General features: G+C 58.2%; 15 protein-coding genes and 3 tRNA genes. 1 reads left to right on the top strand and 17 read right to left on the bottom strand.

Annotated elements, in window-relative coordinates; translation table 11 throughout:
• Nucleotides 1-131: 131 nt before the first annotated feature.
• The 4 genes from AC1Q6D_RS20570 to AC1Q6D_RS20555 all read right to left on the bottom strand — a co-directional run bounded on the left by AC1Q6D_RS20570 (nt 132) and on the right by AC1Q6D_RS20555 (nt 5,996).
• The gene (locus tag AC1Q6D_RS20570) at nt 132-836 is read right to left on the bottom strand and encodes a methyl-accepting chemotaxis protein (protein ID WP_404943281.1); all 705 of its coding nucleotides are present in this window, start codon (nt 834-836) and stop codon (nt 132-134) included.
• 1,509 nt (nt 837-2,345) lie between these two features.
• Nucleotides 2,346-3,182 carry a regulatory signaling modulator protein AmpE gene (gene ampE / locus AC1Q6D_RS20565; protein ID WP_103404027.1) on the bottom strand — a complete coding sequence of 279 codons (837 nt, stop codon included), beginning with the start codon at nt 3,180-3,182 and terminating at the stop codon, nt 2,346-2,348.
• A 2-nt stretch (nt 3,183-3,184) separates the two neighbouring features.
• Nucleotides 3,185-3,754, bottom strand: a complete 570-nt coding sequence (gene ampD, locus AC1Q6D_RS20560; protein ID WP_090467112.1) for a 1,6-anhydro-N-acetylmuramyl-L-alanine amidase AmpD — start codon at nt 3,752-3,754, stop codon at nt 3,185-3,187.
• 64 nt (nt 3,755-3,818) lie between these two features.
• Nucleotides 3,819-5,996 (bottom strand): DUF1631 domain-containing protein, encoded by a 2,178-nt coding sequence (locus AC1Q6D_RS20555; protein ID WP_103404028.1) that lies wholly within the window; start codon nt 5,994-5,996, stop codon nt 3,819-3,821.
• Nucleotides 5,997-6,243: 247 nt separating this feature from the next.
• Between AC1Q6D_RS20555 and nadC the strand changes: the two genes are divergently transcribed.
• The gene (nadC, locus tag AC1Q6D_RS20550) at nt 6,244-7,092 is read left to right on the top strand and encodes a carboxylating nicotinate-nucleotide diphosphorylase (RefSeq protein WP_047537530.1); all 849 of its coding nucleotides are present in this window, start codon (nt 6,244-6,246) and stop codon (nt 7,090-7,092) included.
• A 62-nt stretch (nt 7,093-7,154) separates the two neighbouring features.
• On the opposite strand, the gene AC1Q6D_RS20545 is transcribed toward nadC, so the two are convergent.
• The 13 genes from AC1Q6D_RS20545 to tpiA form a co-directional block, all read right to left on the bottom strand.
• Nucleotides 7,155-7,460 (bottom strand): DUF6388 family protein, encoded by a 306-nt coding sequence (locus tag AC1Q6D_RS20545; protein ID WP_103404072.1) that lies wholly within the window; start codon nt 7,458-7,460, stop codon nt 7,155-7,157.
• Between the two features lie 338 nt (nt 7,461-7,798).
• A tRNA-Thr gene (locus tag AC1Q6D_RS20540) sits at nt 7,799-7,874 on the bottom strand.
• A 138-nt stretch (nt 7,875-8,012) separates the two neighbouring features.
• The gene (pnp, locus tag AC1Q6D_RS20535; RefSeq protein ID WP_103404029.1) at nt 8,013-10,118 is read right to left on the bottom strand and encodes a polyribonucleotide nucleotidyltransferase; all 2,106 of its coding nucleotides are present in this window, start codon (nt 10,116-10,118) and stop codon (nt 8,013-8,015) included.
• A gap of 212 nt (nt 10,119-10,330) precedes the next feature.
• Complete coding sequence (gene rpsO, locus AC1Q6D_RS20530; protein ID WP_046820615.1) at nt 10,331-10,600, bottom strand: 30S ribosomal protein S15; 270 nt, start codon at nt 10,598-10,600, stop codon at nt 10,331-10,333.
• A gap of 117 nt (nt 10,601-10,717) precedes the next feature.
• Entirely contained in the window at nt 10,718-11,635 is a 918-nt protein-coding gene (gene truB, locus AC1Q6D_RS20525; protein WP_047537524.1) for a tRNA pseudouridine(55) synthase TruB, read from the bottom strand.
• 3 nt (nt 11,636-11,638) lie between these two features.
• Nucleotides 11,639-12,040 carry a 30S ribosome-binding factor RbfA gene (gene rbfA / locus AC1Q6D_RS20520; RefSeq protein ID WP_034148332.1) on the bottom strand — a complete coding sequence of 134 codons (402 nt, stop codon included), beginning with the start codon at nt 12,038-12,040 and terminating at the stop codon, nt 11,639-11,641.
• A gap of 159 nt (nt 12,041-12,199) precedes the next feature.
• The gene (gene infB, locus AC1Q6D_RS20515) at nt 12,200-14,728 is read right to left on the bottom strand and encodes a translation initiation factor IF-2 (protein ID WP_047537520.1); all 2,529 of its coding nucleotides are present in this window, start codon (nt 14,726-14,728) and stop codon (nt 12,200-12,202) included.
• Between the two features lie 27 nt (nt 14,729-14,755).
• Nucleotides 14,756-16,237, bottom strand: a complete 1,482-nt coding sequence (gene nusA, locus AC1Q6D_RS20510; RefSeq protein WP_047537517.1) for a transcription termination factor NusA — start codon at nt 16,235-16,237, stop codon at nt 14,756-14,758.
• A gap of 47 nt (nt 16,238-16,284) precedes the next feature.
• Nucleotides 16,285-16,743 carry a ribosome maturation factor RimP gene (gene rimP, locus AC1Q6D_RS20505; protein ID WP_047539309.1) on the bottom strand — a complete coding sequence of 153 codons (459 nt, stop codon included), beginning with the start codon at nt 16,741-16,743 and terminating at the stop codon, nt 16,285-16,287.
• A 139-nt stretch (nt 16,744-16,882) separates the two neighbouring features.
• A tRNA-Met gene (locus AC1Q6D_RS20500) sits at nt 16,883-16,959 on the bottom strand.
• A gap of 97 nt (nt 16,960-17,056) precedes the next feature.
• Nucleotides 17,057-17,142, bottom strand: a tRNA-Leu gene (locus tag AC1Q6D_RS20495).
• Between the two features lie 22 nt (nt 17,143-17,164).
• On the bottom strand, nt 17,165-17,548 hold the full coding sequence (secG, locus tag AC1Q6D_RS20490; protein ID WP_103404030.1) for a preprotein translocase subunit SecG: 384 nt from the start codon (nt 17,546-17,548) through the stop codon (nt 17,165-17,167).
• Between the two features lie 4 nt (nt 17,549-17,552).
• The gene (gene tpiA / locus AC1Q6D_RS20485) at nt 17,553-18,308 is read right to left on the bottom strand and encodes a triose-phosphate isomerase (protein WP_103404031.1); all 756 of its coding nucleotides are present in this window, start codon (nt 18,306-18,308) and stop codon (nt 17,553-17,555) included.
• Nucleotides 18,309-18,318: the final 10 nt, after the last annotated feature.

The following is an 18,318-nucleotide window of genomic DNA, read 5'->3' as shown; positions in this document are numbered from 1 at the left end:
AAATTTTCAGCGACACACAGGACCTTTGAAACGGAGCCTGTTTGCGAACGCGGGATGCCCGACGGCATCAACGTCGGCCATCACGCCATCATCGCAAGCAAGCGTTTATACAGCTGGCGGACTGCTGCTATCTAGACCCGGAATGCGCTAATCAGCTGTTTGAGTTCCACCACCTGAGCCGACAACACGCGACTGGCATCCTCGGTCTGGTGCGCACCTTCAGCAGTCCGTTCACCGGCACGATTGATTTCGACAATGTTCTGGTCGATATCGTGGGCCACCGCCGTTTGCTGTTCCACGGCTGCGGCGATCTGCTGGTTCTGGTCGACGATCATACCGACGGCACCGAGGATGTTTTCCAGCGCCTGCTGGACCTTTTCCGACTGCCCTACCGTGCCATTGGCCATCTCATGACTCACACCCATCGCCTTCACGGCAGCGCCGACCCCACTGTGGAGCCTGGTGATCATCTGTTCGATTTCTTCGGTCGATTGCTGGGTTCGCTTGGCCAGTGTCCGGACCTCGTCCGCCACCACCGCGAATCCACGCCCCTGCTCGCCGGCCCGCGCCGCTTCGATGGCGGCATTGAGCGCCAGCAGGTTGGTTTGTTCGGCGATGCTCTTGATCACCTCCAGCACGCGACTGATGGACTGGCTGTCACTGGCCAGTTGATTGATCACCAGCACCGACTGATCTATTTCGCTGGCCAGTGCCGCGATGCTGCCTTGCTGGGACTCGACCAGCCCACGCCCGCTGATGGTTTCGTCGTTGACACTGTGGGCGCTACTGACCGCCGCGGCGGCGCTGCGCGCGACCTCGAGGGCCGTGGCCGACATCTGGTTCATTGCCGTGGCGACTTGTTCGATCTGGCTCCGTTGCCCGGCCACGGCATGGTTGCTTTGCGCCGAGACGTTTTCTACTTGCCCGGCCTGGCGTTCGACCTCACTGACGGTTTGCCCCACACGCTCAATCAGGTCATGGATTTTTTTCACGGTGCCGTTGAATACCTCGCCCAACTCGCCCAATTCATCGCGACTGTGGGCGCTGAACGTCACCGTCATGTCGCCGGCCGCGACTTTATCCATCACCCCGCCAAGGCGTTTGAGCGTGGTACGGGTCGAGGCGTAGAAGCCGCCGTAAAGGTAGAAGATCAGCACAAACACCACCGACAGCGCCACTGCCTGCAAGACCATGTGCGTGCGGTTCTGATCCAGGCGCTGCTGCAACTGCACGCCGAGAAATTTCAGCGTGGCTTCGTTGAGCTGATACGTCTGGTCCATCAGGCCAGTGACCTGATCGTAGAAACCCTGCCAGGGCGTATCCAGGGTGTCGGCCATTACCACTTGTTCTTCGAACAATTCACTGGCCTTTTTCAACGTCGCCCTGCTGCCATCGGCCAGGGCTGCCAGGGTTTCCCGCGCCGCTTTGCTGGAGCCCAATGCGTCCTGCAATTTCAGCCCATACTCGCCTTGCAGCTTTTCGATCTGCGCCAACAGCTCATCGAAACGGGTACTCGACGCCGAATTGAGAAACCCCTGGCCCAGCGAGAAGGAGCCCATCGCCCGACCTTCACCCAGAAGCTGAGTCACTGGCGGGGTGACATTGGTGATGAGTTCGCTCAGTTGGCGCATGTCGCTCTGGGAATCGCGGCTCAGTCCGGCCTGACTGGCGACGATCTGGCTGAAAATCTGCGCACTGCCGAGCAACTTGCCAATCATTCCGCTTTTGCTTTGCAGGGACGTTTCGCTGTGTTGCGCCTTGAAGGCAGCGATCATTTCATCGCGCTTGGTATCGAATACCGCGATTTGCTCGGGGTCCGTGCTCATCGCGGTCAGCCCTTGCAAACGGGCCAGAAGGCTTTGCTCCAGGGCGCTGATCTGCGACTCGACATTGCCCGCCTTGCCCGATTGGCCCAGGGTGACATTGATCTGCACCAGGTTGTTGAGGGTTTCCAGATCGCGCCGCAACGCCAGGCTGCTGCCCAGCAGGTCGAGGCTTTGCAGTTCGGTACGGGTACCCTGGAATTCGCGATAGGAGTCACGCACCAGGTAGAAGTTGGTCACCAGCATCGGCACCAGGAACAGGACGCTGATCAGACTGAACTTCATGCCAAAGCTCAGACGGTTCATCAGTGCGACAGCGGGATAGAGCAAGCTCTTCACTGGAAGTCTCCCCATGATTTCTTATTTTTATTGGCAGGCGCAGACCGACAGCAGATAGCCACTACCCGGCGCTATTTCTGTATAGCGTAAATCGAAGGGAGGTTTTGTAACTTAAGGTTAACGGCAAAAGTTTGTCCGGGGCTCAGGCTGCGCCCGGACAAGCTTTTGGCCGCTAAAAAGAAATCAGGCCAGAACGGTCCACAAGGCGAACCCGGCGTACCAAAGCACTGCAGCCCGCAACAGCAGTTCCCAGATCCGGTCAAGATTATTGATGCCTTCAGGCCCGACCACCGGTGCCGGGATTTCACCCGCCACCAGCCCGGCCTTCTCGATCAATTGCGCGGCGCTGATGTTCCAGTTCAACAACTCGTGCAACATCACCCGGCCGACGGCGACAAAGTTGCCGACCAAGGCAAAACTTGCCGCCAGCAAGCGCACCGGCAGCCAATCGAAGGCATGACGCAGTTGCGCCGCGCGTTCGACCACGGCCGGGTTTTTCCCATGCTCCTCAACCAGCGCGAGCAATCGATAACTCAGAGCCGCGACCGGCCCCAACAGGAAGTACCAGAAAATCACCGCGAAAAAGCTCTGGTAGGCCTCCCACAGCAGATGTCCTTCAACCCGTTCCAGCAGTTGTTCGCCACTGTCGGCGCAGATATCCACATCGCGTTTGGCGACATGGGCCGCGGCTTGCAGGTCTTCGCGACGCCAGGCATCGCGAAACGGACCCAGGCCAGCGAGCAGATCGCCACGACCCAGACTGTAAATCACCACCAGCAGGTGCACCGGTAACACCAGCAAGCCGTAGGCCACTGGCTGCAGTACTACCAACAGCAACCCCAACAACGCCACCGGCAAAAATACCGAAATGGCCAGGATCAGCCACGGCCGATTGACCAGACGCGCGTTGACCTCAAGCCTGGCCAGTTCGCGCAACCAAAAACCGTCGCGTTGTACCCGGTGGCGCAGGGCCGAGAACTTCTCGATCCAGACCGCCAACAGCAGCACCAGAAAACTCATTGTTACTCCTCTTTTTCCATGGCGGCTTTTGCCAGGGCCGCACGATAGCGTGCCCAATCGAACGCCGGTCCCGGATCAGTCTTGCGCCCGGGCGCGATGTCACTGTGCCCGCAGATGCGCTGCGTGGTAATGGCCGTGAAGGCGCTTTGCAGTTGCCGGGTAAGGGCCGTCAACGCGTCATATTGGGCGTCGGTGAACGGCAGATCATCCGTGCCTTCGAGTTCAATTCCCACGGAAAAATCGTTACAGGTCTCCCGCCCCTCGAAACTCGAAACGCCGGCGTGCCAGGCGCGCTCAAGGCAAGAGACAAACTGGGTGACAGTGCCGTCACGCTCGATCAGAAAATGCGCCGACACCCGCAGATCGGCAATCCCTTCAAAGTAGGGGTGCTCCGTGACATCCAGTCGGTTCTGGAAAAATTCCTGCACCTTTCCCGTGGCGAATTGCGCCGGCGGCAGGCTGATGTTGTGGATCACCAGCAGGGAAATTTCGCCCGTGGGGCGCGCATTGAAGTTGGGCGAGGGGCAAAGACGCACGTCCTGACACCAACCGCTTGCGGGGTCCAACTGCATACAGGCTCCTTCAACGACGACCGTGTGAGTGCCCAGTATGCCGCGATAGCCCGTCCGAACGCGATCACTTGCCGCGATTGAGGCGCCGCAGGTGGCCGATGACCGACTCCAGCGCCCGATCAAACAATAAGGTGTCATCGAGGACCCGTGCCGCCCCCTGGCGAAATTCCCGCGCCAGGGACGAACGACTGCGCTCCAGCACCTTCATGCCGGTGCGGTTGACGAAGATGTATTGACCGGTGGCTTCAATGATCGCCGCCAGTTTGCAGCGCAGGGAGTTTTCCGGACCGGTCTGGAACTCGACCCAGCAGCCAGAATGCAGCTGATTGACGTGGCGCATTCCGGCATCGTCTGCCGGCAGCGGCAGCCCCTTATCCACAGGGCCTTCATCGGCGCTGGGCAATACGATTCTTTCCAGCACTTCGATCATGACCGCCGCATCCGCGAGCGGGCATTCGGGCCGCTCAAACAATTGCACATGCAGGCTTTCCAGTTCGCTGAAAAACTCACTGGTGGCGAAAGGGTCGTACGCCGAACCACTCAAACCCTCGCGCAAGGATTTGAGCAAACCCGGCACCCGCGCCAACAATCGTGTACCGGCGTCGGGCTCTTCATGACGCTGGACGCTCCAGATCAAATCCTCCATGACTTGCACATCGGCGTGCCACTTTGTGGATTGATCGCCATGCTTGAGGCAGGTCAACAGCAACACTTTGCTCCAGGCATCCCGGGCAAACAGCACCACGCTTTGCGGCAACACTTTGCCCAGTAGCGCCTGGTTCAGCGCCTGTTCGACACGCTGACGGGCCAGCAGGGTTCTGGCGCGCCCCTCTTCGACATCGCGGGTGCGCTGTTCCAGTAACTCACTGCGACGACGCTCATCACTGGTGAAAGCCAGGAAGTCGGCCAGCACTTCGGAAAATATCGCCGGGTCGTCAACAAAATCGTTCAACAGGCGCTGCACCACCTGCTCCGTGCGCACGTAAAGGCTGTCACGTTCGAGGTCATCGCACTCGCTCCAGCCCTGGGCGGCACTGGCGATTTCATTAAGCAGGCGTCGCGCCGGATGGTTGCTGCGGCTGAACAAACGCTTATCGAGCACCGCCACCTTCACCATCGGTATTTGCAGCCGCCCCATCAAGGCCTTGAGCGCATCCGGCAAATGACGGTCGTCGAGGATGCTTTGGAACAACATGGCGATCAGATTGATCACATCTGCATCGGCCGCACCGACGACGCGCAACCTGCCGCTTCTGGCCTGGGCCCCTGTCAGCAACTGTTGCAGCCGGGTGCGCAGATCCAGGTCATTGCGCGCGTTCGGCGCGGGTGTAGATTCCTGAAGATGCGAGAGCAGACGCAACAGGTCCTGGCTGGAAATCGGCTCTCCCGCGGTACTGGCATCCAGAGTGGGGACGACGCTGCCGCGCACTCCGAGCAACAATTGCTGTAGCGCCGGGAACACCGGCGGCACAGCGTCTTCGTTTTGCCCTTCGGCGCAATCATGGGATGTGCTGGAGGGCGGCTGATCCGCCATCCGGCGCCCTGGCGCAGGCTTGAGGCCAGGCAGCACGCCGGTGGCGATCAACAGTTGATTGGCTTCAGCGTAAAGCTGGTCGGCACCACTGAGTACGTAACGATCGAACAGTTTGAGAATGATCAGCTTGACCTTGAACGTTACCCCCAGGTGACGCGCGGCCTGCAGGAAAAACTCGCAGAGCATCGTCGGCCCCATGGGGTTGTGTCGTTCGATCAATGCCCCACCCAGTAATGTGCTGAGGCGGGCGGTGAGTTGGTCGAGGGCGTAACCATCGCGATGCAACACTTTGTTGACCATCGACTCCACCGCAACATTGCGCTCCAGTTCGTCATTCTCCAGTGCAACGCTGACGTCGACCGGTGATACACGAGTCAGGATGGTAGGCGTGGTTTCGTACTGGGCCAGCCTGATAAACCCGTCGAAGAACTGTTCGAAAAAAACCCGCTCGATACTTTTGCGCTTGAGACGCAAGTCGCGCATCGCTTGAAAGAAGATGTTGTGTTCGACGTCGCTACGAGCACGGTCGGCCAACTCGAAAAGCGTGTCATCAGCGTTATCGAACAGCTCTTGCAAACTCTGCCGCAGTTGTTGCGTAGCCTTGTCGCGAACCTGAAGCAGAATCACAGGCAGGCGGGCGAGCGGCAAGTGGATCGCCTGATCGGTAGTCGCCTTGCGCAGAGGCACTACATTCCCGTCTTTGTGCATCCAGCCTCCAGAAAATCCGAATCGTCAAAGTCATGACGTCAAATACAAGGCGAATTATCTTGTAAAAGATAGCGCTTGCGCCAGAGGACTCTTCGGCTTCTGCGTAAATAGACCCCTCCCTTGCCTACAGGCAGGTTCTTGGGATTCGACCAAATGCAGGCGTCTGAGCATTGGCGATAGCTCGGATGCCTTGGGTTGCTTCGCACCATGGCCCTATAATCGGGCCACTTTGTTTGTGGAGTCCGTTATGCCGAATCTACGCCTCGCCGATTTGACCACCGAAATCGAAGCCAACGTGCGCCGCGCGCTGCTCGAAGACATTGGCAGCGGCGACATCACCGCACAGCTGATCCCGGCCGAACGCCTGGCCAAAGCCACCATCATCACCCGCGACGCCGCCGTCATCAGCGGTACCGCTTGGGTCGATACCGTGTTTCGGCAACTGGACCCACGAGTGGCGGTGCACTGGCAGGTCGCCGATGGCGAAAGGGTCAAACCCAACCAGGTGCTGTTCCACCTCGAAGGCCCCGCGCGCTCGTTGCTGACCGGTGAACGCAGTGCCTTGAACTTCCTGCAACTGCTGTCCGGCGTGGCCACCCGCGCGCAATACCTGGCAGATTTCGTGGCCCAGACCCAGGTCAAGCTGCTCGACACTCGCAAAACCCTGCCGGGCCTGCGTCTGGCGCAAAAGTACGCCGTGACCTGTGGCGGTTGTCACAATCATCGCATCGGTTTGTATGACGCGTTCCTGATCAAGGAAAACCATATCGCCGCTTGCGGAGGCATTCCTGAGGCCATCGCCGCCGCGCACAAAATCGCACCGGGCAAACCGGTTGAGATCGAAGTGGAAAACCTGGATGAACTGAAAGAGGCCTTGGCGGCCGGTGCCGACATCATCATGCTCGATGAACTGAGCCTGGATGACATGCGCGAAGCCGTGCGCTTGAACGCTGGCAAGGCAAAACTGGAGGCCAGCGGCGGCATCAACGAAAGCACCTTGCTGCCTATCGCCGAAACCGGCGTGGATTACATTTCGATTGGTGCAATGACCAAGGATGTGAAGGCTGTCGATCTGTCGATGCGTCTGAGCCTCTGATCACACGCAATGAGAAACTGCAGGAGCGAGCTTGCTCGCTCCTGCATGTGGTGGGTGCTTTTTCAGACCACCAGATTATTCATCTCGCAGTACTCATCCCACTCGACGCCCAACACTTCAGCCGCCTCCTTGTGCAGAGCCAGGCGCGCGGCCTCGTACTCTTCGGGGCTTGATGTGTACTTGAGCGTCAGCTCCCACGGCTGCAGGCTCTGGGCTTCAGCCTCATCTTCGAAGGCCCACTGGATCTGGTCTTTCTGATCGTCGGCTGGCAAGTCCTTGATCTCTTCGGCTAACTGGGGCGAATCCAGCAAATACTTGTTGAGCGCCTCTTCGTGCCGGGCTTCCTGGCTCATTTCTTTAACGGTCATGGTGTTCTCGCTGATCTGGGGAATGGAAGATGGATCTGGATCATCAAGGATCTCTCTGACGCAAATAACCGTGTTCAACCTGGTTTGTCTGGCCTTCAGAACCATTCGGGATCATCTGAAAACTGCTGGGCTAAGCTCATGCAGGTTCCGAATATAGGATGTTTATCAGACGATTTACACGACTCTTTACATCAATCCACAAATAAACCGCACTCATCTTCAGTCGCGCCTGGAAACAGGCCGGCAGCGATTCCAGCCAAGACGCCAGCCGCAACGAAGGGGACGAACTCAACAGTACGATCGAGGATTGAAGCAGACAGGCGAAACAACAGGGGAGATGGTGCCCGAGACAGGAATCGAACCTGCGACCTTCGCGTTACGAGTGCGCTGCTCTACCGACTGAGCTACACGGGCAGTGCGCTAAACCTAGCATCGCGAAGGCATACCGGCAACTTTAGCCAGCGCCTCGATTGTCTACAGGCAAAAAAAGACCCCGTCGTTTTCACGGCGGGGTCTTTTTACAACGTTGAAGCGGTCAGGCGGGGGAGCGGATTAAACGCCCGAAGCCTTGGCTGCTGCTACGTCCTTGATGGACAGCTTGATGCGGCCGCGGTTGTCCACGTCCAGTACCAGTACTTCCACTTCCTGACCTTCCTTGAGGATGTCGGTCACTTTCTCTACGCGAGCGTCGCTCAGCATGGAGATGTGAACCAGACCGTCCTTGCCCGGCAGGATGTTGACGAATGCGCCGAAGTCGACGATGCGCTCAACCTTACCGACGTAGATCTTGCCGATCTCGGCTTCCGCGGTGATACCCAGAACGCGCTGACGTGCTGCTTCAGCGGCGTCCTTGGTCTCGCCGAAGATCTTGATCGAACCGTCGTCTTCGATATCGATCGAAGCCTTGGTCTCTTCACAGATCGCACGAATGGTCGCGCCACCTTTACCGATGACATCACGGATTTTGTCGGTGTCGATCTTCATCGCGATCATGGTCGGTGCATTGGCCGACAGTTCGGTACGCGACTGGCCGATGATCTGGTTCATCTGACCGAGGATGTTCAGGCGCGCTTCCAGGGCTTGGCCCAGAGCGATTTCCATGATTTCTTCGGTGATGCCCTTGATCTTGATGTCCATCTGCAGCGCGGTCACGCCTTTGGCGGTACCGGCTACCTTGAAGTCCATGTCGCCCAGGTGGTCTTCGTCGCCCAGGATGTCGGTCAGGACGGCAAATTTCTCGCCTTCTTTAACCAGACCCATGGCGATACCGGCAACCGGCGCCTTCATTGGAACACCAGCGTCCATCAGAGCCAGGGAAGCACCGCAGACCGAAGCCATGGAGCTCGAACCGTTGGACTCGGTGATTTCCGACACAACGCGGATGGTGTACGGGAACACGTCGGCGGCAGGCAGCATGGCCTGAACCGAACGACGGGCCAGACGGCCGTGACCGATTTCGCGACGACCGGCACCACCCATGCGACCACACTCGCCCACCGAGAACGGAGGGAAGTTGTAGTGCAGCATGAACGGGTCTTTTTTCTCGCCTTCCAGGGTGTCCAGCAGTTGTGCATCACGGGCAGTACCCAGAGTTGCAACGACCAGAGCCTGGGTTTCGCCACGGGTGAACAGCGCCGAACCGTGGGTCTTCGGCAGAACGCCGACCTCGATGTTCAGCGGACGTACGGTGCGGGTGTCGCGGCCGTCGATACGTGGCTTGCCGTTTACGATGTTTTCGCGAACGGTGCGGTATTCGATTTCACCGAAAGCAGCTTTGACGTCAGCAGCGGAAGGCTGGCCTTCTTCGCCGGACAGCTTGGCAACGACCTGATCCTTCAGCTCGCCCAGGCGAGCATAACGGTCGGCCTTGACGGTGATGGTGTAAGCCTGGGAGATCGCTTCGCCGAACTCGGCGCGAATGGCACCCAGCAGCTCGGTGGCTTCGGCTTGCGGAGCCCAGGCCCAGGTTGGCTTGGCAGCTTCGGCGGCCAGCTCTTTGACGGCCTGGATAACGACCTGGAACTCGTCATGGGCGAACAGTACGGCGCCCAGCATCTGGTCTTCGGTCAGTTCTTTGGCTTCGGATTCAACCATCAGAACGGCTTCAGAAGTACCGGCAACGACCATGTCCAGGCTCGAAGCAGCCAGCTGCTCGTAAGTCGGGTTCAGCAGGTAGCCGGTGCTTTCGTGGAACGCAACGCGGGCAGCGCCGATCGGACCATCGAACGGAATGCCGGAGATCGCCAGCGCAGCCGAGGTACCGATCATCGCAGCGATGTCCGGATCGGTCTTCTTGCTGGTGGAAACGACGGTGCAGACGACCTGCACTTCGTTCATGAAGCCTTCCGGGAACAGCGGACGGATCGGACGGTCGATCAGTCGGGAAGTCAGGGTTTCTTTCTCGGAAGGACGGCCTTCGCGCTTGAAGAAACCACCAGGGATCTTACCGGCAGCGTAAGTTTTTTCCTGGTAGTGAACAGACAGAGGGAAGAAGCCCTTGCCTGGATCGGCTTGCTTGGCACCGACTACGGTCACCAATACGCTGACGTCGTCGTCAACGGTGACCAATACTGCGCCGGAGGCCTGACGGGCGATACGGCCAGTCTCGAGGGTAACGGTCGACTGACCGAACTGGAATTTTTTGATGACCGGGTTCACGGTGTCCTACCTTCTTTTGTGGCTCTTGGGGAAACTGGTTTCTTGCGAAATTCTTGGGCAACGTCGGGAGTCGGCCCGATCGGGATGTCCAGGGTGCAGCGACTCAGGCAAAGCAGATATCCAGATAAAACTTGAGGCTGGAAGCCTGCCATGTGCCAGCGGGAAACCCGCGGACGCACGACAGACAACCAACCTCTAGCGCAATCGCTGAATTAGCGACGCAGACCCAGGCGACCGATCAGAGCGCTGTAACGGCTCACGTCTTTGCCTTTCAGGTAGTCCAGCAGCTTACGACGCTGGTTTACCATGCGGATCAGACCACGACGGGAGTGGTGATCTTTACCGTTGGCCTTGAAGTGACCTTGCAGTTTGTTGATGTTGGCGGTCAGCAGTGCAACTTGCACTTCTGGCGAACCAGTGTCACCAACAGCTTGCTGGTAGTCAGCTACGATTTGGGCTTTTTCTTGAACGTCGAGAGCCATGAGGCAATCCTTTTATCAGGAAACTGTTTCAGAAAAACAGTTTCAACAGGCCAGGGACAAATCCCTGTATCTAAAAATGAGTAGTGACCGTGCCTGTTGACAGCCACCCTCGTCCGGTCATTCTGACCGAATCAGTCGACGCGGCGCGATGCGCCCGTCTTCGCTCACTTCACCGATACCGATGAAGCGACCGTTGTGATCCTGTACCCGTACCATACCGAATTTCGGTGCATCCGGAGCACGTACCGGCTGGCCGTTAAGCCAGTAGAACGAGCTGTGCTCCGAGAACTGCAAAAGCGGCCAATCCAGCAGACCGCTGTCCGATGGCATCAGGAAGCGGTCGACCGCTTCGTTGCCGCCTTCGGCATGTACCGCTTCCAACTCTTCCAGGGTGACCGTCTGGGCCAGCGTGAAAGGCCCGGCCTGGGTACGTCGCAGTTCTGCAACGTAAGCGCCACAACCGAGCTGCTCACCAATATCCTCCACCAGGGTGCGAATATAGGTGCCTTTGCTGCAATCCACTGCCAGCCGCGCAGTATCACCTTCGAAGGCCAGCAATTCCAAGCGCGTAATAGTAACAGAACGCGGTTCACGCTCCACTACTTCGCCTGCACGGGCCAGCTTGTACAGCGGCTGGCCATCACGCTTGAGCGCCGAGTACATCGGCGGTATCTGACTGATTTGCCCACGAAAATTCGGCAATACAGCTTCGATATCGGAGCGACCAACGGTCACAGGACGCTCCTGCAAAACTTCGCCCTCGGCATCCGCCGTGGTCGTGGTTTTGCCCAGTTGCGCCAGGGTTTCGTAACCCTTGTCGGAATCGAGCAGGTATTGCGAGAACTTGGTGGCCTCACCGAAGCACAACGGCAACACGCCGGTGGCCAGCGGATCGAGACTGCCGGTGTGTCCCGCCTTCTCGGCATTGAGCAACCAGCGGACCTTCTGCAAGGCCGCATTGGAGGTGAACCCCAGCGGCTTGTCCAGCAGGATGATACCGCTGACGTTACGACGGATACGTTTGACCTGAGCCACCGATTACTCCTTGGTGTCTTCGGCTTCTGCCGCAACCGGATGCTGATTGTCTTCAGCCACTGCGCGCTCGATCAAGGCCGACAGATGCGCACCACGCACAACGCTTTCGTCGTAATGGAAGTGCAACTGTGGAACGCTGCGCAGCTTCATCTCGCGAGCCAACTGCATGCGCAGGAAACCGGCGGCGGAGTTGAGCACCTTGATGCTCTGTGCGATGTCTTCGGCGCTGTCCTGCCCCATCACGGTGATGAAAATCTTGGCGTGACCGACGTCACGGCTGACTTCCACTGCGGTAATGGTGACCAGGCCGACGCGCGGGTCTTTGACTTCACGACGGATCAGTTGTGCCAGCTCGCGCTGCATCTGATCGCCGATACGTTGGGTACGGCTATATTCTTTTGCCATGTCTTGTTACCTGTTACTGCCCCACGGCGAAACCCGTGAGGTCTGAAAGCGGCAAACGCCCGGCCTGACAGAAGCCAGACCGGGCGTTGCGTTTAGAGTCCGGGTGATGCGCCGTGCATTTGCATGCGGCTGCCCATCACGGCTCTTGAAGTGCGCGAGTTAGAGGCTGCGAGCAACCTGAACCTTCTCGAAGACTTCGATCTTGTCACCGACTTTGACGTCGTTGTAGCTCTTCACGCCGATACCGCATTCCATGCCGGCACGCACTTCGGAAGCGTCATCCTTGAAGCGGCGCAGGGATTCCAGCTCGCCTTCGAAGATAACGATGTCTTCGCGCAGTACACGGATTGGACGGTTACGGTGAACAGTACCCTCGATCACCATGCAACCGGCGATCGCGCCAAACTTCGGCGAACGGAACACGTCACGCACTTCGGCCACACCGAGGATGTTCTCGCGAACATCGCTGCCAAGCATACCGGTGAGGGCTTTCTTGACGTCTTCGATGATGTCGTAGATCACGTTGTAATAACGCATATCCAGACCTTCCTGCTCGACGATCTTGCGAGCGCCGGCATCGGCACGCACGTTGAAGCCGAACAGTACAGCATTGGAGGCCAGTGCCAGGTTGGCGTCGGACTCGGTGATACCACCGACACCGCCACCGACAACGCGCACTTGCACTTCGTCGTTACCCAGGCCGTTCAAGGCACCGTTCAACGCTTCCAGCGAACCACGGACGTCGGATTTGAGGACGATGTTGAGCGTCTTCTTCTCTTCCTGACCCATGTTTTCGAAGATGTTTTCCAGCTTGCCTGCGTGAGCACGAGCCAGTTTGACTTCGCGGAACTTGCCTTGACGGAACAGAGCCACTTCACGGGCTTTCTTCTCGTCGGCAACCACGCTCATCTCGTCGCCAGCATCCGGGGTACCGTCCAGGCCGAGGATCTCGACAGGGATGGCTGGACCGGCTTCCTTGATGGCCTTGCCGTTCTCGTCGAGCATGGCGCGAACACGGCCGTAGTTGGAACCGACCAGCACCATGTCGCCTTGACGCAAGGTACCGTCCTGAACCAGAACGGTCGCCACCGGGCCACGGCCCTTGTCGAGACGCGATTCAACCACCACACCACGACCAGGAGCCGAAGGCGTAGCTGTCAATTCCAGAACTTCGGCTTGCAGCAGAACGGCTTCGAGCAATTCGTCGACACCGGTACCCATCTTCGCCGAGACCGGTACGAATGGCGTGTCACCGCCCCACTCTTCCGACGTCACGCCGTGTACCGACAATTCGCTACGGATGCGATCGAGATCAGCGCCCGGCTTGTCGATCTTGTTCACCGCCACGACCAGCGGAACGCCCGCGGCCTTGGCATGCTGAACAGCTTCGATGGTTTGCGGCATCACGCCGTCGTCCGCTGCAACGACCAGGATCACAATGTCCGTCGCCTTGGCACCGCGGGCACGCATCGCGGTAAACGCGGCGTGGCCCGGGGTATCGAGGAACGTCACCATGCCACGGTCGGTTTCAACGTGGTATGCACCGATGTGCTGGGTAATACCGCCGGCTTCGCCAGCTGCAACCTTGGCACGACGGATGTAGTCGAGCAGGGAAGTCTTACCATGGTCAACGTGGCCCATTACGGTCACGACTGGCGCACGGGCAACGGCCTCGCCTTCAAACTTCAGGGACTCAGCCAGGGAATCTTCCAGGGCGGTGTCGCTGACCAGGGTCACTTTGTGGCCCAGCTCCTCGGCAACCAGTTGAGCAGTTTCCTGATCGAGCACCTGGTTGATGGTCGCCGGAGTACCCAGCTTGAACATGAACTTGATGATTTCAGCAGCCTTGACCGACATCTGCTGGGCCAGATCGCCCACAGTAATGGTCTCGCCGATCTTCACTTCGCGCACGACAGGGCCGGTTGGGCTCTGGAAACCGTGGGCATTGCGCTTCTTCAGCTTGGCCTTGCCGCGACCACCACGACGGAAGCCATCGCTTTCTTCGTCGGTAGTACGAGGGGCAACGCGTGGAGCAGGCGCTTTTTCCTTGACCGACGCACGATGCGGAGCGTTTTTGCGCTCGCCATCGCCACTACCGCGACGATTGTTATCGTCGGCACGTGGCTTGTCCGGACGGCGCTGTTCGTCACGCTTGCGAGTGTCCGCCGCAGGCGCAGCTGGAGCAGCTGCCACGACCGGCGCGCTTTCGCGCACAGGTTCGGCCACTGCTGCATGCGCGGCTACAGGTTCGGCTGGAGCGGTCGGCGCAGCAGCTGGCTGGCGACGAGCTTCTTCTTCGGCGCGACGCTTGGCTTCTTCTTCAGCCTTCTGACGTGCAGCATTTTCTACTGCGCGACGCTCTTCCAGTTCACGCTTGCGCTCGGCTTCGATTTCTTCCGGGCTGCGCTGTACGAAGACTTTCTTCTTGCGTACTTCTACGCTGATGCTTTTGCTGCCAGCAACACGCAGGGTGCTGGTGGTTTTACGCTGCAGCGTAATCTTGCGTGGTTCTTCCACTTTCGCCTTGTGGCTGCTTTTCAAGTGAGTCAGCAACGATTGCTTCTCACTGTCAGTCACACTTTCTTCGGCGGCGGTGTGCGGCAGACCTGCCTCACGCATCTGCTGCAACAGGCGCTCTACCGGTGTTTTGACCTCATCGGCCAGTTGTTTCACCGTGACTTGCGTCATGCACTTCTCTCCTCAGGCCGCGCCTAATTACTCGAACCAGTGGGCTCGGGCGGCCATGATCAACTTGCCGGCACGATCATCGTCAATGCCGTCGATGTCGAGCAGGTCGTCAATAGACTGCTCGGCCAGGTCTTCGCGGGTAATTACGCCGCGCACCGCCAGTTCCATCGCCAAATCCTTGTCCATACCCTCAAGCGAGAGCAGGTCTTCGGCCGGATGGGCGTCTGCCAGCTTTTCCTCAGTAGCGATGGCTTTGGTCAACAAACGATCCTTGGCACGAGCGCGAAGCTCGTTGACGATGTCTTCGTCAAAGCCGTCGATGTTGAGCATTTCTTCCAACGGTACGTAGGCAATCTCTTCCAGGCTGGTGAAGCCTTCATCGACCAGCACCTGGGCCAATTCTTCGTCGACTTCCAGCTCGTCGATGAAGTTGCGCAGGATGTCGCCGGTTTCTGCTTGCTGCTTAGCCTGGATGTCCGATTCGGTCATCACGTTCAGGGTCCAGCCAGTCAATTGGCTGGCCAGACGCACGTTCTGACCACCGCGACCGATGGCCTGAGCCAGATTGTCTGCGCCAACGGCGATGTCCATTGCATGGGCATCTTCGTCGACGATAATTGCCGCAACCTCGGCCGGTGACATGGCGTTGATCACGAACTGAGCCGGGTTGTCATCCCACAGAACGATATCAACACGCTCACCGCCCAGCTCGCCCGACACTGCCTGGACGCGCGAGCCGCGCATACCAATGCAAGCGCCCTGCGGGTCGATGCGTTTGTCCTTCGAGCGGACGGCGATCTTGGCGCGCGAACCCGGGTCACGGGACGCCGCCATCACTTCGATCAAGCCTTCAGCGATTTCCGGCACTTCGATGCGGAACAACTCGATCAGCATTTCCGGCGCGGTACGCGACAGGATCAACTGCGGGCCGCGGTTCTCGGTGCGGATTTCCTTGAGCAGCGCACGCAGACGCACGCCAACACGGAAGGTTTCGCGAGAAATGATGTCTTCACGAGCCAGCAACGCTTCAGCGTTGTTACCCAGATCGACGATCACGTTGTCGCGGGTCACTTTCTTCACGGTACCGGAGATGATTTCACCCAAGCGCTCGCGGTAAGCGTCAACAACCTGGGCACGCTCGGCTTCGCGGACTTTCTGCACGATGACTTGCTTGGCAGTCTGTGCAGCGATACGGCCGAATTCGATCGACTCGATTTTTTCTTCGACGACGTCACCCACCTTGGCACCCGGATGCGTTTCAGCAACCTTGCTCGGCCAGGTTTCAATGGCCGGATCGTCCAGGTCTGCTTCTTCGACAACCGTCCAGCGACGGAAAGTCTCATAAGCACCGGTGTGGCGATTGATTTCCACACGCAGATCAACTTCGTCCTCGAAACGCTTTTTGGTAGCAGTGGCCAGAGCCAGCTCCAGCGCTTCAAAAATTACGTTTGCCGGTACGCCCTTTTCATTGGATACCGACTCAACAACCAGCAGTACTTCTTTGCTCATCGTACGCCTCGCCTTTCGCAAGCCATTGGATCCGCGGGATCCGCGTCTCAGTCAAAACTGGGAATAATGTTGGCCTTGTCGATCATATCGATCGGCAACAGGAACTCGTGGTCTTCTACCTGCACCACGACATCCTGCTCTTCTACACCGCGCAGAAGGCCCTGAAAGTTGCGTCGACCTTCAAAAGGCGAACGCAGCTTGATCTTCACTTGTTCACCGGCAAATTTTGCAAACTGCTCAATAGTGAACAGAGGGCGTTCCATGCCAGGCGAGGAAACTTCAAGGGTGTACTCAACGGAAATCGGATCTTCAACATCCAGGACACCGCTGATCTGACGGCTGACGATGGCACAGTCGTCCACCAGCACACCGCCTTCTTTATCGATATAAACGCGCAACAGTGAGTGGCGACCCTGAGCCGAAAACTCAATACCCCAGCATTCATAGCCAAGGGCCACGACCACCGGGGCCAACAAGGCCTGCAACTGTTCTAGCTTGCTCGACACCTGAACCCCCTCGTGCATGTAAATGCATGCTATGCAAAATAAAAAAATGGGCGAAACGCCCATCCCTGAAACGCCGTCGAACAGCGGCGTTATAAAGTGTCCAGCTAACAAAAAGCCCCTTAAAAGGGGCTCCTTAAACTGGTTGCGGGGGCCGGATTTGAACCGACGACCTTCGGGTTATGAGCCCGACGAGCTACCAGACTGCTCCACCCCGCGACAAAGCTGGGGCGGAAGTATACGACCGATCCTTGACAGGGTCAATGTAACCTTCCACCTGCAAGAAAGCCCGCAACAGCGGGCTATCCTGACTAATTGGTACCGAGAAGGGGACTCGAACCCCTACACCCTATGGGCACAACCACCTCAAGGTTGCGTGTCTACCAATTCCACCACCTCGGCAATACTACGTTTGAAACCCTTCTTACTTCTGCTCTTGAGCTGGAGGCACGTCAGTCGCACTGTTGGCCGACTTTTGCTCTTGAAGCACCGGTACATCATCAGAAGCCGGTTGTTGCTTTGGAACTTCCAACACTGCCGGGCTTGGCAAACCTACTTGAATCAGCTGGTGAGCTTTCTCTTTAGCAAAGTAACCTAACCCTAAGCTGGTTATGAAGAAACCTGCGGCAAGTATAGCAGTAAACTTACTAAGAAAGGTAGAGGAACCTTGGCTTCCGAACACAGTATTTGAAGCACCTGCTCCGAAAGACGCGCCAGCATCCGCACCTTTACCCTGCTGCAGCAATACCAGAGCAACTACGCCCAATGCACCCAGCAGATGAAAAACGACTACGACTGTTTCCAGCATTTTTTCAGTTTCCCGCGGCGCGACAAATCGCACCGAACTCATCTGCATTCAGGGAAGCTCCACCAATGAGCCCCCCATCGATATCCGGCATGCCGAACAGTTCGACCGCATTGGCCGCCTTCACGCTGCCGCCGTATAGAAGCCGCACACCTTGTGCGACTTCAGAATTCTCTACCGCCAACTGCGCACGGATGGCTGCATGCACATCCTGAGCTTGTTGCGGCGAAGCAGTCAGCCCGGTACCAATGGCCCAGACCGGCTCGTAAGCGATGACTGCGCTTGCAAAAGCACCGACGCCCAACTCTTCAATGATACTGCCAAGCTGACGCGAGACAACCTCAAGAGTCTTCCCGGCTTCGCGCTGTTCAAGGGTTTCCCCTATACACAACACCGGGGTCAAGCCACACGCCTGTGCCGCCGCAAACTTGCGAATCAGCATTCCGTCCTGCTCGCCAAGTACCTGGCGGCGCTCGGAGTGCCCGACAAGCACCAGGGAACAACCCGCATCCACCAACTGACTCGGTGCAATCTCACCCGTCAACGCACCCTGCATTGATTCCACCGCAGAGTTCTGCGCGCCAATCGAAATCGGCTTTCCTTCCAAGCCATCAATCACTTGATTGACATGCAGAAAAGGCGGGAATACCGCAACATCAACACCGCTCGGCAAGGCCAGATCACGAAGGCCTTTGATCAGCTCAGCGACGCTGGCGCGGGTACCGTGCATCTTCCAGTTACCAGCTACCATAGGGCGACGCATGCTGTACCTC

The organism is Pseudomonas sp. MT92, assembly GCF_058792515.1.
This window is presented reverse-complemented; position numbering and strand designations above follow the sequence as displayed.